Annotated in this window: 20 protein-coding genes, 1 tRNA gene and 1 pseudogene; 9 read left to right on the top strand and 13 right to left on the bottom strand. The window is 35.1% G+C overall.

Translation table 11 applies throughout. The annotated features are described in order from the left end of the window. Positions 1 to 22: 22 nt before the first annotated feature. The gene (locus BMW37_RS09785) at positions 23 to 337 is read right to left on the bottom strand and encodes a BolA family protein (protein ID WP_093320363.1); all 315 of its coding nucleotides are present in this window, start codon (positions 335 to 337) and stop codon (positions 23 to 25) included. Between the two features lie 606 nt (positions 338 to 943). Here BMW37_RS09785 and BMW37_RS09780 point away from each other — a divergent pair. The 7 genes from BMW37_RS09780 to cyoE all read left to right on the top strand — a co-directional run bounded on the left by BMW37_RS09780 (position 944) and on the right by cyoE (position 7695). Continuing rightward, positions 944 to 1519, top strand: coding sequence for a hypothetical protein (locus BMW37_RS09780; RefSeq protein ID WP_093320359.1), 576 nt, complete (start codon positions 944 to 946; stop codon positions 1517 to 1519). Positions 1520 to 1741: 222 nt separating this feature from the next. Continuing rightward, complete coding sequence (locus BMW37_RS09775; RefSeq protein ID WP_093320356.1) at positions 1742 to 2350, top strand: YajG family lipoprotein; 609 nt, start codon at positions 1742 to 1744, stop codon at positions 2348 to 2350. A gap of 307 nt (positions 2351 to 2657) precedes the next feature. Then, a complete protein-coding gene (gene cyoA / locus BMW37_RS09770; protein ID WP_093320353.1) occupies positions 2658 to 3644 on the top strand; it encodes a ubiquinol oxidase subunit II in 987 nt (328 codons plus the stop codon). Positions 3645 to 3665: 21 nt separating this feature from the next. Then, on the top strand, positions 3666 to 5657 hold the full coding sequence (cyoB, locus tag BMW37_RS09765) for a cytochrome o ubiquinol oxidase subunit I (protein WP_093320352.1): 1992 nt from the start codon (positions 3666 to 3668) through the stop codon (positions 5655 to 5657). Beyond that, a complete protein-coding gene (gene cyoC, locus BMW37_RS09760) occupies positions 5647 to 6267 on the top strand; it encodes a cytochrome o ubiquinol oxidase subunit III (protein ID WP_093320349.1) in 621 nt (206 codons plus the stop codon). The genes cyoB and cyoC overlap by 11 nt, the downstream gene beginning before the upstream one ends. Further along, positions 6267 to 6599 (top strand): cytochrome o ubiquinol oxidase subunit IV, encoded by a 333-nt coding sequence (gene cyoD, locus BMW37_RS09755; RefSeq protein WP_093320346.1) that lies wholly within the window; start codon positions 6267 to 6269, stop codon positions 6597 to 6599. The genes cyoC and cyoD overlap by 1 nt, the downstream gene beginning before the upstream one ends. A gap of 187 nt (positions 6600 to 6786) precedes the next feature. Continuing rightward, complete coding sequence (gene cyoE / locus BMW37_RS09750; RefSeq protein ID WP_218139510.1) at positions 6787 to 7695, top strand: heme o synthase; 909 nt, start codon at positions 6787 to 6789, stop codon at positions 7693 to 7695. A 155-nt stretch (positions 7696 to 7850) separates the two neighbouring features. On the opposite strand, the gene deoD is transcribed toward cyoE, so the two are convergent. The 5 genes from deoD to rpsU all read right to left on the bottom strand — a co-directional run bounded on the left by deoD (position 7851) and on the right by rpsU (position 13268). Beyond that, positions 7851 to 8564 carry a purine-nucleoside phosphorylase gene (gene deoD, locus BMW37_RS09745; RefSeq protein WP_093320341.1) on the bottom strand — a complete coding sequence of 238 codons (714 nt, stop codon included), beginning with the start codon at positions 8562 to 8564 and terminating at the stop codon, positions 7851 to 7853. Positions 8565 to 8693: 129 nt separating this feature from the next. Beyond that, positions 8694 to 8770: transfer RNA gene (locus BMW37_RS09740), tRNA-Ile, on the bottom strand. Positions 8771 to 8874: 104 nt separating this feature from the next. Then, positions 8875 to 10728 (bottom strand): RNA polymerase sigma factor RpoD, encoded by a 1854-nt coding sequence (gene rpoD, locus BMW37_RS09735; protein WP_093320339.1) that lies wholly within the window; start codon positions 10726 to 10728, stop codon positions 8875 to 8877. Between the two features lie 331 nt (positions 10729 to 11059). Continuing rightward, positions 11060 to 12919, bottom strand: a complete 1860-nt coding sequence (gene dnaG, locus BMW37_RS09730) for a DNA primase (RefSeq protein ID WP_093320336.1) — start codon at positions 12917 to 12919, stop codon at positions 11060 to 11062. Between the two features lie 133 nt (positions 12920 to 13052). Next, positions 13053 to 13268 (bottom strand): 30S ribosomal protein S21, encoded by a 216-nt coding sequence (gene rpsU / locus BMW37_RS09725; protein ID WP_093320333.1) that lies wholly within the window; start codon positions 13266 to 13268, stop codon positions 13053 to 13055. A 530-nt stretch (positions 13269 to 13798) separates the two neighbouring features. On the opposite strand from rpsU, the pseudogene BMW37_RS15985 reads away from it, so the two are divergent. Then, positions 13799 to 14035, top strand: a pseudogene (locus BMW37_RS15985) (IS982 family transposase); the annotation flags it as partial. 19 nt (positions 14036 to 14054) lie between these two features. Here BMW37_RS15985 and BMW37_RS09720 read toward each other — a convergent pair. Both BMW37_RS09720 and murQ read right to left on the bottom strand, forming a co-directional pair. Further along, a complete protein-coding gene (locus BMW37_RS09720; protein ID WP_093320331.1) occupies positions 14055 to 14966 on the bottom strand; it encodes an N-acetylglucosamine kinase in 912 nt (303 codons plus the stop codon). 119 nt (positions 14967 to 15085) lie between these two features. After that, entirely contained in the window at positions 15086 to 16000 is a 915-nt protein-coding gene (gene murQ / locus BMW37_RS09715; protein ID WP_093320328.1) for an N-acetylmuramic acid 6-phosphate etherase, read from the bottom strand. A 418-nt stretch (positions 16001 to 16418) separates the two neighbouring features. On the opposite strand from murQ, the gene BMW37_RS09710 reads away from it, so the two are divergent. Then, complete coding sequence (locus BMW37_RS09710; RefSeq protein WP_093320326.1) at positions 16419 to 17291, top strand: SIS domain-containing protein; 873 nt, start codon at positions 16419 to 16421, stop codon at positions 17289 to 17291. 106 nt (positions 17292 to 17397) lie between these two features. Here BMW37_RS09710 and BMW37_RS09705 read toward each other — a convergent pair whose 3' ends face one another. From BMW37_RS09705 to BMW37_RS09685, 5 genes are all read right to left on the bottom strand, one after another. Continuing rightward, positions 17398 to 18399, bottom strand: a complete 1002-nt coding sequence (locus BMW37_RS09705) for a 2-hydroxyacid dehydrogenase (RefSeq protein ID WP_093320323.1) — start codon at positions 18397 to 18399, stop codon at positions 17398 to 17400. A 224-nt stretch (positions 18400 to 18623) separates the two neighbouring features. Continuing rightward, a complete protein-coding gene (gene fkpA, locus BMW37_RS09700; RefSeq protein WP_093320320.1) occupies positions 18624 to 19379 on the bottom strand; it encodes an FKBP-type peptidyl-prolyl cis-trans isomerase in 756 nt (251 codons plus the stop codon). A 283-nt stretch (positions 19380 to 19662) separates the two neighbouring features. Continuing rightward, the gene (locus BMW37_RS09695) at positions 19663 to 19962 is read right to left on the bottom strand and encodes a Dabb family protein (RefSeq protein ID WP_093320317.1); all 300 of its coding nucleotides are present in this window, start codon (positions 19960 to 19962) and stop codon (positions 19663 to 19665) included. A gap of 157 nt (positions 19963 to 20119) precedes the next feature. Continuing rightward, entirely contained in the window at positions 20120 to 21247 is a 1128-nt protein-coding gene (gene tyrA / locus BMW37_RS09690) for a bifunctional chorismate mutase/prephenate dehydrogenase (protein ID WP_093320314.1), read from the bottom strand. Between the two features lie 166 nt (positions 21248 to 21413). Next, on the bottom strand, positions 21414 to 22487 hold the full coding sequence (locus tag BMW37_RS09685) for a 3-deoxy-7-phosphoheptulonate synthase (protein WP_093320312.1): 1074 nt from the start codon (positions 22485 to 22487) through the stop codon (positions 21414 to 21416). Positions 22488 to 23191 lie beyond the last annotated feature (704 nt).

The raw sequence follows: 23191 nt of genomic DNA, 5'->3' as shown, positions 1-23191 counted from the left end.
TAATAGTCTGGAGCCCAGCCTTCTAATCTGATTTACTGCCACCCAGACATTTTGGAGAGACCAGGGATTTATCATCTAATTTATCCCACTCCTCTGGCGTAAAAGTATGCAAGGCAAGCGCATGAATTGGGTTTTGCATAAGATCAGCTAAAAGAGCATAAATTTTCCTATGGCGGCCAATCAACATGGTATTTTTAAACTCATTTGAAACAACGACAACCTTAAAATGTGTCTCTGAATTTTTAGGGACACTATGATTATGGCTTTCATTCGTGACTTCAAATAATAAGGGACTTAACGCAGTAAGTTTAGATTCGATAATTGATTGAATATCCATAATAGTCCTTAACATAGTCTATGTAAATGTACAAATAGGTTAATGGTTAGCTTGTGTAAGCAATAAATTGTTTTAATGATAGCTTCTAGCTTAATCACTTCGTTTGGGATTAGCAACTTATTAACGATAATCAGAATTGATCATGGTAAATTAACGTGATGCTCGACTTTTTAAGAATCTTATTCTTTTATTATTAAACAATTGACATTTTAATTGTTTCTGTTTTGGACATTAATTTTGATCTATTTTATCGTGATTAAATGCTTTCTTGTTTTTGCTGTATAAAAATGGACTAAATTGTAAAAGTCGAGAATTCCAGTTAATCATGTAAAATATAAAATGATGGAAATAGAATTGATTATTTATTAAAAAATGTTAAAGTATGTTAATGTGTAAGGCTATTTAATTGTAATGTGCTGAGATAAATAATCTGGCATTATCCTTTTTTTTCATTGACTTAGTGGAGATTTAAATGTTAAAATCAAACACCGCAACACCGCAACTAAGCCCAATTATTACCTACTAATTAGTGCTTTAGCACTGATATCTATTTTATTGTCATTTTCGCTCACAGCATCCCCTAAAACCTACGGCTATTCATTGACTATGCCAAATGAATTTTGGCCTGATACCCCAGCACCACCTTATTTGTCAGGTGGGATAGGAAATGAGATACAACAAAAAACTGCAGCAAATAATCCAGATATATTCTGTAAAACTCAAGGTAGCAGTTATAGGTTACCATCTATAGGGGAATTTCACGCTGGTGCAAAGAATGTTTTTCCAGGTGGTGATTTTGAGCGTCAAAGCCCCGCCCATTGGTCACAATTCATAGATAATGACATAACCAAAAATATGCTCCCTGTTAATTCAAATAGAACTGTTAACGGCTCTTTGTACAATGAATGGGGAGATGTCACTAAATATGTAAATGGATGGGAAAGCGGTAACTACTGGTCTACTGAGCAAAGTGTTGCTCAAGATAGAGCTTATGGAGGAAGAAATAGGGTAGGTGGTTATGGACGTCCAGTTTTTATATCTACAGGAACTACTTCTTACCCCCCTGTTGAAACAAATGGTTTCGAATATAGGGTATTTACAAATGTAACATCACTTTTTAATGTTGCCTGCGTAAGAGATCTAGTTCCAACGCCATCAACACCATCACCCAGTAAAAGTTGAACTATTTCTTCAGCAAAACGTCTTTATATCCTCGCTCAATTGGGCGTGGATATAAGGGCGTAAACTTTATTCGCCGATCTGTTTTGATTGTTAACAGCTGAGTGGTACAATGTAGGCAGATAAGTCAGATTGATAACTGGCTAATTTAACACTGCTGAATCCATATTTATTGTGGGTTTTAAGAATAATTTTAAAATATTGAAAATAAAATGGAATTACCCTATGGCTAAAAAAAACTCTTTTCAGCAACTACAAAAAAAGTTATTAATCAGCATGGCATTATTCAGTGCATTTGGTATAACAGGATGTATTGCCCCACCAAGTAACACACTTGTTCTCGCACCAGAAATTGTTGTACCAAATCAAGATTTATCTGTCAGTGCTGTATCGATTAATATTGTTAGCTATGATAAGCGTGATAACCCAGTATTAGCAACGATAGAACGTAATGGCCAGTTAGAAAATCTGATGCCTAATCGTGATGTCCGATTCTTATTACAAGAAATTCTAGAAAAACAAATGATTGCAAGAGGCTATGCGGTTGGCGGGAACGCACCAATTAATGTACAGATAATTTTGAATAAATTAAATGCAGATGTAAAAGAAGGTAATTTTAGGCATCTGATTAACGCTTCTGCTGAAATCACTATTGTTGCAGGATCAGTTAGTGGAATGCAACAAAGTAAAACATATCGTTCAAGTTATAATGTTGAAGGACCGTTAACAGCATCAAATGCAAAAATTGAAGAAGTTTTGAATACCGTTTTGACGAATATTGTTGCAGAAATGTCTCAAGATACAAGTGTTTCTAACTTTATTAGGGCAAGATAATTGCTTTTTGAAAAAGTTGAGAGTTGTTTTAGCATAGTATTAACATTCTATGAAAAAAGTAATTTAATATTTAGCCAAGCGCCTAAGTTTTTTTGACATAAATCAACCTGGAGGTGCTTAAAACTCTAAATGTTAAATTTAAGTTAATTTATTGTATCTTTTTTGTATTTATGTTGATCCTATTTTATTAAATATACAACAGATATCACAACATTTCTTTCCACAGATTTACTTTACGGATTGTAATAGAATAGAATGTGCAGTGCTTTGAAAACTCCATTAATCTAATTATGTCAGAGGTTCTTCAATGAATTTATTAAACCGTTATAAAACCTGTTTCAAAATGATAGGTTTTTTCACGTTAATCGCATCATTGTTTGCTTTAACAGGCTGTGAAGATGCTGCGCTTATAAACTCGAAAGGGAATATAGGTGTACAACAACGTGATTTGATCTATACAGCAGTAGGCTTAATGCTGATTGTTGTTATTCCAGCTATTTTTCTATCGGTCTTTTTTGCTTGGAAATACCGGGCTTCAAATACGAAAAATGAGTATAAACCTGATTGGGAACACTCAAATAAAATTGAATTTGTAGTTTGGATGATTCCTTTAATTATTATTGTCATTTTAGGAACTATAACTTGGAAAACAGCTCATAGCTTACATCCTTATAAACCAATTGAGCATGAAAAAACACCTTTAATTGTTGAGGTCGTTTCTTTAGATTGGAAATGGTTATTTATTTATCCAGAGCAGGGCGTTGCATCAATAAATGAACTTGCTATTCCTGTTGATAGACCAGTTGAATTTAGATTAACCTCTGAAACGGTCATGAACTCTTTCTTTGTTCCTCAGTTAGGTGGACAAATATATGTTATGGCAGGTATGCAGACGAAATTAAATTTAATTGCAGACGAACCTGGTATATTTAAAGGTATTTCTGCAAGCTATAGTGGACATGGATTCTCTGGCATGAAATTTAATACAATTGCTAAACCTGAAAATGAATTTAATGCTTGGGTTGAAACAGTTCGTGCTACAGGTAAACCTTTAGACACAATGGAAGCTTATGACGAAATCGCCAAAGTAAAAGATAATAGTCCGGTTTTATATTTTAATAATGTTAAAACTGATTTATTCAGGGCAATTGTAACGCGCATCTCAGGTGATATGTTTGGTGGTGCTCATGGTGCACATGGTGCAAATGCTTCTTCACACGAGTCTCATTTAACTGATGAGCATAATACACATGTTGCAGATGAAAGTAATACATCGCATACAACTGCTCACTGATCAGGTTTAGAGGAACTATATATGTTTGGAAAATTATCCCTTAGTGATATCCCATTACATGAGCCTATTATTATCGTAACGCTGCTTGCAGTTGGTGTTTTAGGTGCGATTGTGGTGGGATTATTAACCTACTTCAAATTATGGGGTTGGTTATGGCGTGATTGGTTTACATCTGTTGACCATAAACGTCTTGGTATCATGTATATTATTGTTGCTTTTATTATGCTATTTAGAGGTTTTGCCGATGCCTTATTAATGCGTGGACAACAAGTACTTTCATCGGCAGGTGAAGCAGGTTATCTCAATGCCCACCATTATGATCAAATATTCACCGCTCATGGTGTAATTATGATCTTTTTTATGGCTATGCCATTTATTGTTGGCTTGATGAATATCATTGTGCCATTACAAATAGGTGCGCGTGACGTGGCTTTTCCATTCCTAAATAACTTAAGTTTCTGGTTGTTTGTGGTTGGTGTGATTTTGATAAATATCTCATTAGGGGTTGGCGAATTTGCACAAACTGGATGGTTAGCATATCCTCCATTGTCATTAAAAGATTACAGTCCAGGTACTGGGGTAGATTATTGGATATGGAGTTTACAAATTTCAGGTCTAGGAACCCTTCTAACTGGTGTTAACTTCTTTGCTACAATTATTAAAATGCGTGCACCTGGCATTACGCTGATGAAGATGCCTGTATTTACATGGACATCACTTTGTGCAAATATTTTAATTATCATATCTTTCCCTGTTTTAACTGCAACTATTGCATTATTAACACTTGATCGTTATTTAAATACCCATTTCTTCACAAATGATATGGGTGGTAATATGATGATGTATGTGAACTTAATTTGGATTTGGGGACACCCTGAAGTTTACATTTTAGTGTTACCTGTATTTGGTATATTCTCAGAAGTAACAGCTACTTTCTCACGTAAGCGTTTATTTGGCTATACTTCTCTAGTTTGGGCAACGGTTGCTATCACAATATTATCATTTATCGTTTGGCTACATCACTTCTTCACAATGGGAAGTACTGCTAATGTAAACGCTTTCTTTGGTGTTGCAACAATGATTATCTCTATACCTACAGGTGTTAAGATATTCAATTGGTTATTTACCATGTACAAAGGTCGTGTTGAAATGCAAGTCCCAATGTTATGGACAATTGGTTTTCTTGTAACCTTTACATTAGGTGGAATGACAGGGGTACTTCTTTCAGTATCCGCAGCAAACCCAGTGCTTCATAATAGTTTATTCTTAATCGCTCATTTCCATAATACGATTATAGGTGCAGTTGTGTTTGGTTGTATTGCTGGCTTTACATATTGGTTCCCTAAAGCAATGGGCTTTAAACTCGAACCATTTTGGGGCAAAGCAGCATTCTGGTGTTGGTTTATTGGTTTCTATGTAGCCTTTATGCCTTTGTATATTTTAGGATTCAAAGGAATGACTCGTCGTTTGAGTCAAGGTATAGATCCTGAGTATCATAATCTATTAGTTGTTGCTGCGATTGGGGCAATTATTATTGCATGTGGTATAGCAAGCCAAGTTATTCAAATCTTAGTCAGTATTAAAAATAGAGACAAACTAAGAGATGTTACTGGTGACCCATGGGATGGCCGTACACTTGAGTGGGCAACTTCATCTCCACCTCCATTTTATAACTTTGCGACTGTCCCTGTCGTATCAGATAGAGACGCTGTATATGAGATGAAGCAAAAAGGCACTTTATATAAGAAACCAAAATCATATTCACCTATTCATATGCCTAAAAATACCGCTGCTGGTATTTGGATAAGTCTGATGCTATTGTTTATGGGCTTTGCATTGATTTGGGAAATTTGGTGGCTAGCTTTATTTGGCTTTGTTGGTTCTATCTTAGTTTGGATTATTAAAAGTTTTGATGAAGATATTGATTATTATGTCCAAGTCGATGAAATCGAAAAAATTGAAAATGCACACTATGCAGAGCTAGATAAAGCAGGAGTGAAATATGACAAGTAGCGCAATAAACTTAAATAATAGTGACGTACATAGTCATGACGAACATCATCATGATACCCAAGGAACAAAAGTACTAGGGTTTTGGATTTACTTGATGAGCGATTGCTTGATTTTTGCTTCTTTATTTGCAACTTATGCTGTATTGATGGTTGGTACAGCAGGCGGTCCTGGCCCTAAAGATATTTTTGATTTAAACTTAGTTTTGGCTGAAACAGGGCTTTTACTACTTAGTAGTATTACCTTTGGTTTTGCTATGCTTGCAATGAAAGTCGGAAATAGTAACGGAATCAAGTTTTGGTTAGTTGTTACATTTTTATTAGGTGCAGGATTCCTCGCAATTGAGTTATATGAATTTAATCATCTAATTCATAATGGGTGGGGGCCAGATCGCAGTGCTTTCTTATCGGCTTTTTTTGCTTTAGTTGGCACGCATGGTATTCACGTTACTGCTGGGCTCATTTGGATCATCATCATGCTGATTCAAATTTCAAGACGCGGCGTAACAGAAACAAACTCAACTAGATTGATGTGCTTAAGCTTATTTTGGCATTTCCTTGATGTTATCTGGATTGGTGTTTTTACATTTGTTTATTTGATGGGGGTGATATAATGAGTGGACACGAATCTCATGCAGCGCATTACCATGGAACCATGAAATCCTATGTGATAGGATTCGTATTAGCTGTTATACTGACTGCAATACCTTTTTATGTTGTAATGAATATGCCAAATATGGTTTCATCAACTAAGATTACTATTGTAGCAGTGTGTGCGGCGATACAAATGGTTGTCCATATCATGTATTTCTTACATATTAATACATCAAAAGAACAACGCTGGAATTTTATATCAATGATTTATACAATTATTGTTATAGGAATTATAGTTGTTGGGTCAATTTGGGTATTATTTGGCCAGCATGAAAATATGATGTTGAGCTAAAACTTAACTTTAATCTAACTTACTTCTAGTTTGCTGTAATAAAACTATTATGTTTGACTAGATTAATCTAATAATAGGCTGCAATAATATTGCAGCCTATTATTTTAAATAAGCGTAAAAATAGGGATGTGCACGCTATAGTTTTAGTCCATCTAACATCGCGATTTTGGGAAAAAGCAATTAAATAATGTTAAAAGCATACATACAACTCACTAAGCCTGGCATAATTTTTGGAAACTTAATTGCCGTTACAGGTGGTTATTTACTGGCAACTAGGGGGGCGTTTGATATTGTGTCATTCATAATCACTAATCTTGGCGTCGCATTAATTATAGCTGGTGGGTGTGTTGCTAATAACCTAATCGATAGAGATATTGATGCTTTAATGCAGCGAACTAAAAATAGGGCAAGCGTAACAGGTGAAGTGAGCTTTCAAAATGGATTAATTTATAGCTTACTTCTCTCTTTAGCAGGGCTTTTTTTGTTATTCTTTTATATAAATCCACTAAGTAGTGTATTGGGTTTATCCGGCTTGATTATCTATGTTGGATTGTATAGTCTTTATTTTAAAAGACATTCAATACATGGTACATTCGTTGGTAGCTTCTCTGGTGCTATCCCTCCTATGATCGGTTATGTTGCTGTCATCAATCGTTTAGATATCAGTGCTTTGTTAATTTTGCTGATGTTCAGCATTTGGCAAATGCCACACGCATTTGCTATAGCACTCAATCGCTATTCAGACTATGCCAATGCTAATATACCAGTTCTGCCCCATGTAAAGGGCGTTAAGCGTGCAAAGCGTGATTCACTTATTTATTGCATTCTTTTTTTGATTTTAAGCGTAGCATTGGGCCTTGTTGAACCTAAAAGAGTTATATTTACGGCTTCTTCGCTAGTTTTAGGTATATATTGGTGTTATCTTGCTTACAAATTATTAAAATCTAAAGGCGTGACAAGTCAAGAAACGAGTGATGAGGTAGTAGGACAGGGTGTAGTTCTGTCTCAAGATGAACAGCAGGCAGCAAAAAAAATGTTCATTTTTTCAATTGTGCTCATTTCCTTATTAAGCGGGGCAATGGCTATTCCTTTTTAGTATCATTATTCTATGTCCCATTCTAACTTTATTAGGCTGAAGTTGATACTTTAATTTACATTAAGGTCTAAAAATGAATGTGTTATATACATTTAATCGTAAAATATACTAACAGTGGTACTTCATACGAGGTTAGAATACCACTGCCCGTTAGTTTAATCGCCTAGTAATACTGATTCTAGCGCAATTTCAATCATTTCATTAAATGTAGTCTGGCGTTCTTCTGGTGTAGTTTGCTCGTTGGTCCTAATATGATCAGATACAGTTAATATCGTCATCGCTTTTGCTCCAAATTCCGCTGCTACACCATAGATCCCTGCTGCCTCCATTTCGACACCTAGAATCCCATATTTTTCCATAACATCAAACATACTAACGTCTGGATTGTAAAATAAATCAGCTGAAAAGATATTTCCTACATGGACAGGAATATTTCTTGCTTTAGCAGCATCTACAGCATTTTTAACTAGTTCAAAATCGGCTATCGCCGCAAAATCATGTTGATTGAACCTAGTTCTATTTACCTTCGAATCTGTAGACGCGCCTAATCCAATAATGACATCTCTTACTTTTATTTTTGTGCTAACCGCGCCGCAAGATCCTACTCTGATAATTTTTTGAACACCATATTCAGTAATTAATTCTTTCGCATAGATAGAGCATGAAGGAATTCCCATCCCATGACCCATGGCAGAAATTCTTCTTCCTTTATAAAAACCTGTAAAGCCAAGCATGCCACGAATATTAGTAACTTCTTTCACATCGGTAAAATAGGTTTCTGCAATATACTTTGCCCGAAGTGGATCGCCTGGCATGAGGACTATATCTGCGAAATCACCTGGCTGTGCATTTATATGAGCGGTAGTCATATTAGTTCTCCTTTAGAATGAAATAAATAGAGTAATTATAGCATATCTAGAGAGCTAGAGAACATAGTAGAGTGGTTTGGGTAATATATAACTTTTAGGACTTTAAATAATTAATGAAGGGGGGCGTTATGGTGGCCCCAGCAGGACTTGAACCTGCGACCTGCCGATTATGAGTCGGACGCTCTAACCAACTGAGCTATGGGGCCTTAATAATAGTGTAACCTTAAAACGCGGCAGATTATAAACGTAATCTTACTTAAAATCTAGAGATCAAGTGTTCATCTGCCGTATTTTTAGGCATTTTAATGCATTATTCGTCTAGGAAGCTTCTTAGTACATCAGAACGACTAGGATGACGTAATTTTCTAAGAGCTTTAGCTTCAATTTGGCGAATACGTTCACGTGTTACATCAAATTGTTTCCCAACTTCCTCAAGGGTATGATCGGTATTCATATCAATACCAAAACGCATGCGTAAAACTTTAGCCTCGCGGCCAGTCAAGCCAGCAAGAATCTCTTGCGTTGCATTTTTAAGGCTTTCCATAGTTGCTGATTCGATTGGTAATTCGAGTGTTGTATCCTCGATAAAATCACCTAAATGCGAATCATCGTCATCACCAACAGGTGTTTCTATAGAAATTGGTTCTTTAGCAATTTTTAATACTTTTCGAATTTTATCTTCAGGCATTCCCATGCGTTCAGATAGTTCTTCAGGCGTGGCCTCGCGTCCCATCTCTTGTAGCATCTGACGTGAAATTCGATTAAGCTTATTGATTGTTTCTATCATATGAACAGGGATGCGTATCGTTCTTGCTTGATCTGCAATTGATCTTGTAATTGCTTGTCTTATCCACCAAGTTGCGTAGGTTGAGAATTTATAACCCCGTCTATATTCAAACTTATCAACAGCTTTCATTAGCCCAATATTACCTTCTTGTATCAAGTCTAAAAATTGAAGGCCACGATTTGTATATTTTTTAGCAATTGAGATTACAAGCCTTAAGTTAGCTTCGATCATTTCTTTTTTTGCTAGACGCGCTTTAGCTTCACCAAGAGACATACGTTTATTAATATCTTTGGCTTGCTCAATGGTAAGTCCAGTATCAATTTCAATTTGAGCTAAACTTTTAACTGCATTTTCAACTTCATTTCTTACTTCAGGGAGTTTTTCAGCATAAGGCTTTTTCAATCCGCATGCTTTGTCAAACCAACTCATTGTGGTTTCTTTTCCAACAAAATAAGCCATAAAGTTTTTCTTTGGCATTTTACAATATTCAACACAAAGCTTAGCAATTAGGCGCTCTTGTTCTCTAATAGCATCCATTAAACCACGCATGCTTGCAACTAAATAATCAAATTGTTTAGGAACTAGTCTAAATTGCTTGAAAATTTCTGACAAGTTATTGATTTCAGCAACTGACTTAGCATGAGAACGCCCATGTTTTTTGATCATCGCTAGTGTGATTTCATATTGTTTTCTAAGAGACTGGAATTTTTCTCTAGCAACTTCTGGGTCAATTGAATTATCGGTATCAGCTGACTCAGTCTCAGCTTCATCGTCTTCTGGTTCTTCAATTTCAGGGACATTCACTGACTCGTTATCATCATCATCGAGAGCGAGGGCTTCTTCAGCAAGTTCATCTTCAGCAGCATTAGGATCAATGAAAGCAACAATTAGATCTGAAAGGCGAACTTCGTCAGCTTCAACGAGTTCATATTGTTCAAGTAGATAAGAAATTGCTTCTGGATACTCAGAAACTGCGGATTGTACTTCGTTTATCCCATCTTCAATTCGTTTTGCAATGGCAATTTCGCCTTCACGCGTTAATAGATCAACTGTACCCATTTCACGCATATACATTCTAACAGGATCAGTTGTTCTACCAATTTCAGATTCAACACTTGAAAGTACTTGTGTCGCCGCTTCAACCGCATCTTCATCTGTTTCTAAAGGTGGAGCTGTTAGGAGGAGGTCATCAGCATCGGGAGCACTTTCAAGTACTTGAATCCCCATGTCATTAATCATTTGGATGATATCTTCGATTTGATCTGAATCAACAATATCTTCAGGTAAATGATCGTTGACCTCAGCATAAGTAAGAAAACCTTGCTCTTTTCCTTTTGTAACAAGAATTTTGAGCTGTGACTGTGGTGTGTTTTCCATAAATTATCTACTTCCAAATTGAGGGTTATTTTGATAAAGCTTATTCAATAATGCTTTTAATTTTAATCGTTAATACTTAATTCCGAACATGTTTATACAAACTATATTCTCATGCTAAGAGTCAAATTACGTTGGTAAAATAGGTAATATCATTATATCATATTTTCAGACGATCTGCTTTTTATTCTATTCATAACTATTTATGTAATGACTTATATATGCTACTTTTTGGTATTGAATTATATTTACAATCCACATTAAGTTCATTTTATATAAGAGCGAATCAACTGACCTGGTTAATATGTGGTCGATTTTATATAAATCAAGCTAATTACTTGTCTTTTTTGAGTGCTAACATTAAGGCTATAAATTCTTGTCTCTCTTCTATTGTTAATTTACCTTCAACTCTTTCTTTTGCAATTAAAGTTTCTAATCTATGATTAAGCATGGAATCATAAAGGCTGCTAAGTGAGTCAAGAAAGGTTTGTTCAATAAGCGAATCATCTATTTCATGTTCCCATGCTGCATAATTTTTTATCGTAATAAGAGTTTGTGGATATTTTTCTATAAATTCACTATCACTTGCTAGCATAATTAATTGGCCCGTTGTTAAATCAGGGTGTGCGTGGCAAAGAGAGATTAATAATTTAAATAGCAAAAGATCTGGAAAAACGCTTTCTTCTAATCCTTCCGTGCTAGGTACATGCTTTGCTAGCCAAGGGTTTTGAATTAGTGTGCCAAATAATATTTTAATGAAATGATTATGTAATTTAGTCGGATTGGCTATCTGGGCAGCATTATTTTTTAGAGTTCCTGTTTGTGTTAATTGAGTTCGAGCACTGCCTGTGTTCAAAGGGGAAGCTTGCTTTGACGTATTTTTTATATCAACTGCTGCATAAGCATTAAACAGTTGGTCTAGTTGTCTTGCATCAAGCATGCCAATACGCGTGCCGAATGCATTTTTGAGTAATAATTTATGTGCTGCGCCAGGTACACTTTTAATTAATGGAATGGCGAGTGCGCTTAATTTAGTTTTTCCTTGCTGATTGGATAAATCGATATCTTTGCTAAGTGATTCAAATAAAAAATGGTCATATCCCATAGATTTAAGAAGAAGTTCTTCAAATGCTTCTTTACCAATCTTACGAATTAGGGAATCTGGATCTTCCCCATCGGGTAAAAATGAAAATTGAATTTGTTTACCATCATCTAGTAAGGGCAGAGCAGCATTCAAAGCACGCCACGCCGCGTCTTTTCCAGCTCTGTCACCGTCATAACAACATATAATCGTATCAACTGATCGGAATAGCATTTGGATATGTTCAGTTGACGTAGCTGTACCAAGGGTTGCAACAGCGTAGTTTACACCAAACTGAGCTAAGGCCACCACATCCATATATCCCTCAACTACAACAATATATTTTGGATCTGGATGATATTGAAAGACTTCATAAAGACCATATAGATGACGACTTTTTTGAAATAAGACTGTTTCTGGTGAATTTAAATATTTAGGGGTACCACTATCAATAATTCTGCCACCAAAACCGATTACCCTACCGCGTTTATCTCTAATAGGGAACATAATTCGATCACGAAAACGTTCGTAAGTGCGTTTATCATCATTTTCACCAAGCATGCCCATTTCTAGAAGGCGTTTTTTATCATCAGCTGTTTTACCAAATTGATTCATCAGTGCATGTTTAGGGGCATATCCAATACCAAAAGCCTCTACAACTGATTTGCTAAGACCTCTACTTTTTAGATAACTGACTGCTGGTTTAGCGATATTTTGAAGGAGCATTGATTGATAAAAGAGTGCAATTTCTGACATCGCACCATGTAGATTAACGCGTTTATCTCTTTCAAATCTGTGGTTTCCTGTGCTGTTTTCATAAGGCACATCAAGACCTTGTGAAGCAGCTAATTCCTCGATAGTTTCGACGAATTCCAATCTATCGTGTTTCATCAAAAAATCTATTGCATTACCGCTTTCCCCACAGCCAAAGCAATGGAAGAATTGTTTTGATTGATTGACATTAAATGAAGGAGATTTTTCTTGGTGAAAAGGACAACAAGCGACATGATTTTTCCCACGTTTTTTTAATTTAACGCGTGTATCAATTACATCAACAATATCTACTCTCGCAAGTAAATCATTGATGAAGTCGCGTGGTATTCTGCCACCCATAATTTCCCCTTATAAATAACAAAACCGCAGTGTAACCACTGCGGTTTAGATGTATTAATTGTTCAGTTAAGTTTTAACAGAGCGAGTGGTTAACTAAATAACCTAAAATGCTTTGATAAAAGATATACAGGAATTAATATAGACGTGTTCTGCGAGCATTTTCACGTGCTAGTTTTTTAGCATGGCGTTTTGCAGCTGATGCTTTAGCACGTTTACGGATAGTAGTTGGTTTTTCGTAGAATTCACGAGCACGAACTTCTGCTAAGATACCTGCTTTTTCACATGCACGTTTAAAACGACGTAATGCAACGTCAAATGACTCATTTTCACGAACTTTAATTACTGGCATATGCCTTTCACCTCGAGTTTAAATAATTATGCCCTATTTGGGCTGTTGAAAATTCTATATGACAAATATTTTTCGCGCTCTTCAAATATCATATGCGCTACTTAAAAAAGGTGCACAATTCTACTTCTAAATTAGGTTGTTGTAAAGCGGTAAAATTAGTTTGATAGCGCAATAAAATAAATGCAATAGCACTAAGTGAACATAACTCAGTAAAGCACAATGTCAGCTCAGGCCTCCATATCACACTATCTCATAGTAAGGACAGCCAAATGAGTAAATTTACCCTAGAATTCAAAGTAACAATTACAATCCTTCAAATAAGTAGAAAAAATTGGCAAGCGATGTTAAAAAAAGGCTGATAACATAGCCAAGGTAATCAACCCTTACATTAGAAGAATCATCAATTATTATTACGATAAATTCTATCAATCTGAACTAGATGAGAAATTGTCACAGCTCTGTGAGAGGGTATGGGTGAAATCCCCTGTGCTCTACTCGATAAAGGGCATCTCGTTGTTAATCAAGTTGGTGATATGAGAGATAAACTTCCCAAAAAAATTAGGGATTCTTGGAATGATAAACGAAGAGTCATTGAAAGCACGATTTGTCAACTTGCTTAAAAGTTAAATATTGAAAGGGCGCTTGCAAGAACAATGCTGAACATGACTAATAGGCTCAGCAGGAAAATATTATCACACAAGCTTATCACCCTATTCAATAAAGAACAAGGTATGCCTATTTTAGGTATCGCAGATCTCGTATTTTAAAAGTCGAGCATCGCGTTACTTATGTATTATATAGTTTTATTGCTAATTTTGCAGCGCAAAGCGGTAAATCTGGTTTTGGGAAATCAATTTCGCAGCCTGGATGATTTTTTTTCATATTGGTGTTGATACTTTCTTTAATCAGAGGGTGTAATGATAATACTCCTCCGATAAAGGCAATCGGATGAAGTTCAGTGCGTTGAATTAAGCACGTTGCAAGCCTGCACAGTTCCTCTGCAGCTTTTTCTAAAATTTCGATGGCCAAATTATCATTGCTATTTGCCGCCTCTGCGACAGCGGTAGCTAAAATTCCGATTTGCCCCCTATCTTGTCCGTATACAAATCGGCTTACGCCATCCCAATCAGTAGTGCCAATTTTATCTAAAATACATTTACTTAATATGGAGTGACTTAGAAAGTCAGGATCAGTATCCATCAGTCTGCATACTTGCTTTAATGCAGATAAGGCAATCCAAGTTCCAGCACCTGCATCGTCAATCAGCATTCCTCTGCCACCTACTCGGATCACTTCATTTTGACTTCTTAAGTGTAAGCCAATTGAACCTGTCCCAGCTGAAACTAAATGACCTTCTCCAAAACCAAATAAAGATAGGTAAGCAACATACATATCATTATTTATTGAGACTAAACTGGTATTTAGATTAAACAGTGAACTCACTATATTATTGGCTTTGACAGATACAGGTGGGGTGATACCTGTACTTCCAATACATACAGATGCTATCGGTAAGTTAAGCTTGGCTTGAATTTGCTTTAAAGGTGCTAAAAATGCCTCATCATTGCCTGAGGCTAGCATAACACCACTTGTGCCTGCAGCCTGGCCTCTTTCTAAAATTATGCCTTCTTCATTAAGTAGTACCCATCTTGAGGCTGTTCCGCCTATGTCTACTCCTAAAAATCCTTTATTGCTCACTTAACTTACCTTTTAATTAATTTGTAAATTGGATTGTTCATTGTATCAAGGATAAAATGAACAATCCAATAAGTCTATGTCAAACTAAATTGAAACAACACATCACATCAACTCAAATATTATTCTTCTTCGATGGCAGCTCTTATAAATCCATTATGCTTGGCTAATAGTGAACGCGCTATATTTGCGTCTTGGTTAGTAAGCACCATAACAATAGCGGTTTTGCAATGGCCATCAGCTTCATTAAGTGCTTTTTCAGCTACTTCATATGAGCATTCAGTTGCATCCATTACGATTTTTTTCTGTCTGGCAACCAATTTTTCGTTAGTCGATTCAACATCGACCATCAAGTTGCCATATACTTTCCCAGATTTAATCATTGAACCTGTAGTTAGCATATTTAAAACGAGTTTTTGAGCAGTGCCCGCTTTCATTCGTGATGAACCTGTAATGACTTCTGGACCTACCACCGGTACTAAATTTATTTTTGCAATTGTAGCTAGTTCACCTTTTGGATTACATCCAAGATAAGCTGTTGTAGCGCCAAGCTCATTTGCATATTCTAAGGCACCTTTAACGTAAGGGGTTCTGCCACTTGCTGCAATTCCGATAAGGACATCATTTTTATTAAAGTCGATACTTTTTAAATCTTGCACTCCTAACTCTGGTTTATCTTCGGCATTTTCTACAGCATGCAATATTGCTTTTTCACCACCTGCGATGAATGCAATTACTTGGCCAGGGGAGGTTCCATAAGTGGGTGGACACTCACTGGCATCTAAAATCCCTAATCTGCCTGAAGTTCCTGCTCCAATATAAACTAATCGACCACCGTGTTTGAAACGATCGACAATAATATCGACTACAGTGGTAATTTCAGGAAGAATTTTTTCAACAGCAATTGGGACTTTCTTATCCTCAGCATTAATGATTTTCAGCATTTCAACTGTAGATACGGTATCAATATCTGAACTGGAAGGGTTTCTGCTCTCAGTTATCATTGACTGTAAATCGATTTTTGGTGCCACAACCATTTCTAACTCCTATTTAAATCAGTAGAGTGTTAATTAAGAATAATACTTCATTAGTATAATTACATTATAGAATAAATTATTCATATGTGAATTGAGAAATACCATTTTTTTGAAAAAATGTGACTTAACATGCGAATTAATTGATTTATTTATATATGTAGAATGAAAATCAATCATAATCGTTAATTTATATTATTTTTTGTCAAAATTATGTCTCATGTCTCATTTGGAATAATTGATTCTGTTTACACTATTTAAAAACAAAATTACGACATTAACGATTTAGTTGTGTTATTATTGTATACCTAATATCTATAATTATCTAGTTTTTGTCAAAAATTAAATTAATGTGTCATTTAAAATTGATCCTGTAATAAATTCTCTTAATATAAGCTTGACTGACAATAGAGGAAGAGATATGTCAATCCTAACTAAAATTAGCCTTAATCAATCATCATTTTCACCAAATGAAAAAAAAATAGCCGAGTTTATTTTGGCAAATTCTGAAGTGATTAGTTCCTGCTCTTCTCAACATTTAGCGGAACAAGCACAAGTAAGTCAATCTAGTATTGTTAAATTTGTTCAAAAAATTGGATTTAAAGGATTTGTAGCTTTTCGGTTAGCACTTAGCCAAGAGTTAGGTAGAAAAAAAGCGATTACAAATAGTTTTGAAGCAAATAATCAACAGAGTAATAGGTTACATAACACGATTACAAAAGATGATGGGTTACCTAATATCATAAAAAAATTACTACAAGAAAAAAATAATGCGGTAATCGAAACTTCTAATGCACTTGAAATTATGGATTTAGAAAATGTGGTTAATATATTAAATGAAGCAAGAAATATTCAAATCGTTGGGATTGGAGGGTCAGGATTAGTCGCTAAAGACTTTGCCAGTAAATTATTGAAAATTGGATGTACCGCGATTTGTGAGATAGATCCGCATACTCAGCTCACTATTGCTCAGACGTTATCATATGAAGATGTTCAAATTGTTATCTCGTATTCAGGGCAGCGAAATGAGATTAAAACAGCTGCAAGCTTAGCGAAAAAAAGAGGAGCAAAAGTCATCGGTATTACTTCATTACATCAGAGTCCTTTAAGGTCAATTACTGACTATAATCTCACCACGATTGCAGAAGAGGAGGAGTGGCGAAGTTCTTCTATTTCTTCTAGAACGGCTCAGCACACAGTTACAGATCTTTTATTTATGGCTTTATTGCAGAAAAAAGAGGATATAGGTAAGCGGCTTATAGAGGATGCGCATAAAGTTATTTTATCTTTATAAAAACAAATTCAATTGGCAAAAAATCCTCTAGTTTAACCATATTGTAGTCATGTAAACTAGAGGAAACTATAACTAATTAAATCGTTAAATAATTAATTCGCCATGATTAATTATTTAAGTGAACTTCGTTAACAAGTTTTTCTCCGGCAGAGAAGGCTTTGACATTTCCAAGAGTTGTATTTGCGATAGAATCGAGTGCCTCTCTTGCTAAAAAACCTTGGTGCGAGGTAATTAACACATTTGGAAAGGTCATGAGTCTTGCTAACTTATCATCTTGAAGGGGTTGATCTGAAAGATCATGAAAAAATACACCTTCCTCTAATTCATAAACATCTAATCCTACCCCACCAACTTGACCTATTTTTAGCGAATCGATTAAGTCTTGAGAGTTGATTAATCCACCTCGGCTTGTGTTGATAATCACTACACCTTTTTTAGTTTGTTTCAAAGTGTCTTGATTGATGATATGTTTTGTTAAGTCAGATAATGGTAAGTGCAGGGATATAATATCTGATTTAGAAAGTAGTGTTTCAAGACTAACATAATCAAATCCAACTTCTTTTGCTACCTGTGGATTTTCAAATGGATCATATGCTAATACATTGCAGCCAAATCCTTTTGCAATTTTGATCGTAGCTTGTCCAATTTTACCAGCACCAATTGCACCATATGTCTTACCGTGCAGTGTAAATCCTTCTAATCCGTCAAGGGAGAAGTTTTGGTCTCTTACTCGATTATAGGCTCTGTGTACTTTACGAATAAGGGTTAATAATAATGCAAAATTATGTTCTGCAACTGCTTCTGGAGAATAAGCAGGTACTCTGGCAACTTTGATATTGTGTTTATTTGCCGCTTCAAGATCAATTCCATTATAACCAGCTGCTCTAAGTGCGATTAAGCCTATTCCAAATTCCTCTAATTTAGCCATCACAGTTTCGTTAACTTGGCAATTTACAAATGGACAAACCACATCATAATAATGCGCTAACTCAACTGATTTGTCATGTAAACGCTCTTCAAAATATTCTATTGTAAAACCGAATTGTTTATTAGCCAATTCAAGTGCTCTTTTGTCATAGGCTTTTGCGTCAAAAACGGCAATTTTCATAGGAGATCCTTATCTGTGAGAGTTAAACGTACAATTAGATTATATTCATACTATCGACAATTATCTTAAAAATTCAATCTCATTTAACCTATTTTAGGGTAATTTTGCTAAATTTACATTTATAATTTAGATAAAGTAGTTAGGTACTTCAAATCATAATTCCATTAAAAAAGCGCTGTTTTAGCAGCGCTTTTTGTAGTGAAAAAAGTACTAATTCGAACGAATTATTCAGTTGGTGTTTGCGTCGCTTCTGGAGCAGGGTTAACTGATAACAATTCTACTTCAAATACTAATGTTGAATTTGCAGGTATAGTTGCCATGCCTTGATCACCATAGCCTAACTCAGGTGGGATGACTAATTTGATTTTTCCGCCAGGTTTGATTTTTTGTAAGCCTTCTGTCCAGCCTGGAATGACTTGATCTAAACGGAAAGTTGCAGGCTCATTTCTAGAATAAGAACTATCAAATTCCGTACCATCAATTAACATACCACGGTAATGAACGCTCACAGTATCTGTTGCGGTTGGTGCAGTTCCTTCACCTTCTGATTCAATCAAATACAGTAGACCAGTGTCAGACTTGACTACATTGCTTTCAGCTGCAAATGTGTCACGGTAAGCGGTGCCTTTTTCAATTGTTTCTTGAGCTTCTTTAGCTGCTTTTTCGGTTGCTTTTTGTTGTAATTCAGTGCTGAATTCAGCCAATAATTTATTCGCGTCTTCTTCAGTCATCTTGCTCTTACCATCTAAAGCATCTTGTAAACCTTTAACAAGATCTTCTTTTTTGATATCTGTTCCAAAATCTTGTTGTTGTTTCAATGTGCTATCTACGTAAGCAGCTAAAGAAGCGCCCATAGCATAGCCCACATCTTTAAGATCTAATTTAGATGCAGCGTCTTCTCCTTCTGCAAACACAGAAGATGATACAAACGCAACTGTCAAGCTAGCTGCGATAAAACTTTTTTTGAATATTGACTTCATTTTGTACTCCTAAAGGTGAAATTGCATAACTAACGTATTATTAAAATTAAGCACAGATAATCTATCTCATCAAGATACTTATTGCACTAGATTACACTTTTTTTTGCAAATTATCATCTAAAATTATTGTTAGCGAAAAAATAATGAATTTAAATGTAAAATATAGTTATTAAATGTTGCCAAAGTATTGCATATAATCATTCTATGATTTTGTGATTTATTCCAGTGATTGAATAAGGTTCTATAGTGAAATAGCTAATTGTTTTATAGACTGAATTTGTATTTATATTTCGTAATCAAAGCATTCTCTTGCAGATCTAACCTTTCCTATTAATTCTACAGCTTCCTGATGAATCGGTGCAACTTGATATGCGTCTAACGCAGATTTATCTGTGAACACGGTATCAAGTAGCACATCCATTGTAGCTTCTAGTCCATCTTTAGCTGTGATGACTTCAAATTTTTCAATGCCTGGTAGTGATTTACAAGCAAGTAGAGCAGCTTTAACACGCTCAATATTTGTATTTTTATCAAAACCATCAGCAAACTCATGTAAACGGAATAGAACGATATGTCTGATCATGTATTTCTCCTAATGTATCGTTTATTGGCCCAATACTGACTGAATATTGGGACATCTCAATTAAGCTATTAATGTGACTTAAATAGATAGAAAATTGATTTATGTAGTGTATTGAATTTAAAAAGCAACGTAGAAATTTAAAGAGCTTAGCATTTTATTAGGTACGGCTATCACTTGCCTGTTTGAGTAAATTTCTACTTTCGGTTAAGAACTTTGTTGCATCATCAGCAAACCAATCTGCTACTTTGTTAAATTGCTCTATAAAATGATGTTTGTCTTTATTTTTTATGATCTCAATAGCATCACCATATACTTGATAAAATTGCTCAATAGTACGAAGATTTTCTTCTGAAGATAGAATAATATCTGCATAAAGCTCTGGATCTTGTGCAAATAGACGCCCTACCATAATAAGCTCTAAACGATAAATAGGGGAAGATAAATTAAGTAGTGCCCCAAGATCTGCCTCTTGTTTAGAAAGATTTAATCCATATGCAAATGTTGTAAAATGCCTTAACGCTTGGATTAATTGCATACATTGGTCATGTTTTTTTGCGTCAGTTTGGACAATATGTGCTCCCCAAATTTTAAATTGTTCAATGAGCCACTCATAATGTTCGCTTTGTCTACCATCACTATAAGCTATCACCTGTTTAGCTAAGCTCATTACATCTGGACCAAACATTGGATGGAGACCTATAACAGGTCCATGGTGTTTAGCTAGCATTGCCTCTAACGGTTTTTGCTTGATTGATGTGAAATCGGCTAAAATACAATCGTCCGCTAAATTGGGTAATTTTTCTATGACTGATTGAGTTTGGCTAATAGGGACTGAAATAATCACTAAACTTGCTTTGGTTAATTGGGCAAGTTTATCTTGATTATCCCAGTCTTTTGATCCAAATGGACAAACACGGTAACCTGAAAGTTCAAATAATCGGCAGAATAATTGGCCCATTTGCCCATTACCGCCTATTATCACAATATCCCTTAGCTCAGTATTTAGTTGTTTAAAACCTTTCTCGTTTTCACTCGTATATGACTCACGCATTACGCGCCTTAAAATATCTTCTATTAAGTCAGGAGAAACGCCCATTTTATTCGCTTCAGATCTTCGCGCATGTAACATTGATTTTTCACGATTCGGATCGTAAATCGGTAAACCATACTTACTTTTTACTTCACCTACTTGCTCAACTAGCTGTAATCTTTTGTGCAATAAAGTAAGGAGAGATTGATCTATCGCATCAATACTATCACGTAATTCATTTAATTCTTTAGCCATGACTTCATGATTTCCTTTAATATGCAATTGCTAAGTGGGCCATTTAAATTAATCGATTGTTAGTTAAACTTAGTGATGTTCTGTTTTACAAAGAACATCACTGATATGATGAGATTATAAGGGACTACGCTTATGACATCAATGAATGAAATGAAATATCTAGCGGTTAAATTCTAGACTTTAAGATAGGAGTAAGCTGTTTATGTAAGTCAACTAACAATGATTCAGTAGTATCCCAAGCGATACAGGAATCGGTGACTGATACCCCATATTTCATTTCAGATTTTGGTAGTTCAGAAGACTGATTACCTTCACATAAGTGACTTTCCAGCATAATACCCGTAATTGAACGGTTTCCTGCTTTAATTTGTTCAGCTACTGATCTTGCAACAACTGGTTGTTGTTTATAGTCTTTATTTGAATTGCCATGACTGCAATCAACCATTAAAGATGGAATAACCTTGGCTTTTTCGAGTTGTTTCTCACACTCTAGTATGTCTGTAGCACTATAATTTGGACATTTTCCACCACGCAAAATAATATGACCATCTGGATTACCTTGGGTTTTAAGCAAAGCGACTTGGCCTTGTTGATTAATCCCTACAAAACTATGTGGCATTGAAGCTGAACTCAATGCATTTATTGCTGTACCAAGGTTACCATCCGTACCATTTTTAAAACCAACTGCCATAGATAAACCTGATGCCATCTCTCTATGAGTTTGAGATTCAGTTGTTCTAGCACCAATCGCAGACCAGCTGAATAGGTCTCCTAAGTATTGTGGTGAGTTTGGATCTAATGCTTCAGTAGCGAGTGGTAAACCTATTTCTGTTAAGTCTAATAATAATTTTCGGGCTGTACGTAACCCTGTTTCTATATCAAATGAACCATCCATATGTGGGTCATTTATTAGACCTTTCCAGCCGACTGTTGTCCTTGGTTTTTCAAAGTAAACTCGCATCACAATATAGAGTTGATCTGATACTTTGTCAGATAATGCTTTTAATTTATGTGCATACTCTAAAGCAGCATCAACATCATGTATGGAGCATGGACCACATACAACAAGTAATCGGTGATCTTTTTTATGAATAATATTTGAGATAGTAAGGCGTGATGTTGAAATAAATTCTTGTCCCAGCTGACTAAGAGGGAGTTCTGCTTTTAACTGTGCTGGTGTCATTAATATTTGTTCATCACTGATATTAACATTGTTTAATTTATCTTTCTGTAAGTTCATGTTTACACCTTAGCCTGAATTTTTAAAATAAGAGAAATATTTAGAATAGTCTAGTTCAATGTGCTAAATAGCTATAATTAAGCTTATTAGCTTGATAATCATATTAACTGAATTAATTTTGGTGTAAAGATAAATTACTTAATCTATATTGATGTCTATGTTTATTTAATGAATCATCTATATTTTAATCTTTTAGTAATTTTTTATTTACACTTTCATGTTTTTTGTTTATTTAAGGTTACAAAGTGGTTGGCTGTTGTAGGCGCATAGATCTAGCAAAGTATTATCATGGATTGTGAATTAAATTGAGTTTTTTTGTTACAGCGCAATTTTTATCGGATTGTTATGAAAACCAAGAGCGATCTGTTCAAGATAATTCGTTATAATGCTTGTTATGTGTGCGTTTAAGTTAAGTGATTTAGAAATTATTAATGTGAAGGAAGTGCGAAATAGATTTGTTGTGGTAATATGCATCTGGTAATCACTGTGTTCGTGAATTATTAAAAATAAGTGCAAACCGATAAGTTAACATAAACCACTTGATTTAATATTTAAGTCCTATTTTAAGGCGTTGTTAGAACTTATTATTCAAGGTCTAACTGCAAGATTTAATTGTTAAATGTGATAATTTTAAGCAAGATAGTTATGCAATCGTATGCTCTTAAAATAATATGTTGTTCATTTATACGAGTTCGTTAATATAT

It is taken from the genome of Thorsellia anophelis DSM 18579, assembly GCF_900111395.1.
Classification (GTDB): domain Bacteria; phylum Pseudomonadota; class Gammaproteobacteria; order Enterobacterales; family Thorselliaceae; genus Thorsellia; species Thorsellia anophelis.
Note: the sequence above shows the minus strand (reverse complement) of the source record. Positions and strands in the feature narration are given on the sequence as shown.

Excerpts from the sequence above, each read along its gene's own strand:
- BMW37_RS09785 (WP_093320363.1), bottom strand. The coding sequence starts at position 337 with ATGGATATTCAATCAATTATCGAATCTAAACTTACTGCGTTAAGTCCC.
- BMW37_RS09780 (WP_093320359.1), top strand. The coding sequence starts at position 944 with ATGCCAAATGAATTTTGGCCTGATACCCCAGCACCACCTTATTTGTCA.
- BMW37_RS09775 (WP_093320356.1), top strand. The coding sequence starts at position 1,742 with ATGGCTAAAAAAAACTCTTTTCAGCAACTACAAAAAAAGTTATTAATC.
- cyoA (WP_093320353.1), top strand. The coding sequence starts at position 2,658 with ATGAATTTATTAAACCGTTATAAAACCTGTTTCAAAATGATAGGTTTT.
- cyoB (WP_093320352.1), top strand. The coding sequence starts at position 3,666 with ATGTTTGGAAAATTATCCCTTAGTGATATCCCATTACATGAGCCTATT.
- cyoC (WP_093320349.1), top strand. The coding sequence starts at position 5,647 with ATGACAAGTAGCGCAATAAACTTAAATAATAGTGACGTACATAGTCAT.
- cyoD (WP_093320346.1), top strand. The coding sequence starts at position 6,267 with ATGAGTGGACACGAATCTCATGCAGCGCATTACCATGGAACCATGAAA.
- cyoE (WP_218139510.1), top strand. The coding sequence starts at position 6,787 with ATGTTAAAAGCATACATACAACTCACTAAGCCTGGCATAATTTTTGGA.
- deoD (WP_093320341.1), bottom strand. The coding sequence starts at position 8,564 with ATGACTACCGCTCATATAAATGCACAGCCAGGTGATTTCGCAGATATA.
- rpoD (WP_093320339.1), bottom strand. The coding sequence starts at position 10,728 with ATGGAAAACACACCACAGTCACAGCTCAAAATTCTTGTTACAAAAGGA.
- dnaG (WP_093320336.1), bottom strand. The coding sequence starts at position 12,919 with ATGGGTGGCAGAATACCACGCGACTTCATCAATGATTTACTTGCGAGA.
- rpsU (WP_093320333.1), bottom strand. The coding sequence starts at position 13,268 with ATGCCAGTAATTAAAGTTCGTGAAAATGAGTCATTTGACGTTGCATTA.
- murQ (WP_093320328.1), bottom strand. The coding sequence starts at position 16,000 with ATGGTTGTGGCACCAAAAATCGATTTACAGTCAATGATAACTGAGAGC.
- BMW37_RS09710 (WP_093320326.1), top strand. The coding sequence starts at position 16,419 with ATGTCAATCCTAACTAAAATTAGCCTTAATCAATCATCATTTTCACCA.
- BMW37_RS09705 (WP_093320323.1), bottom strand. The coding sequence starts at position 18,399 with ATGAAAATTGCCGTTTTTGACGCAAAAGCCTATGACAAAAGAGCACTT.
- fkpA (WP_093320320.1), bottom strand. The coding sequence starts at position 19,379 with ATGAAGTCAATATTCAAAAAAAGTTTTATCGCAGCTAGCTTGACAGTT.
- BMW37_RS09695 (WP_093320317.1), bottom strand. The coding sequence starts at position 19,962 with ATGATCAGACATATCGTTCTATTCCGTTTACATGAGTTTGCTGATGGT.
- tyrA (WP_093320314.1), bottom strand. The coding sequence starts at position 21,247 with ATGGCTAAAGAATTAAATGAATTACGTGATAGTATTGATGCGATAGAT.
- BMW37_RS09685 (WP_093320312.1), bottom strand. The coding sequence starts at position 22,487 with ATGAACTTACAGAAAGATAAATTAAACAATGTTAATATCAGTGATGAA.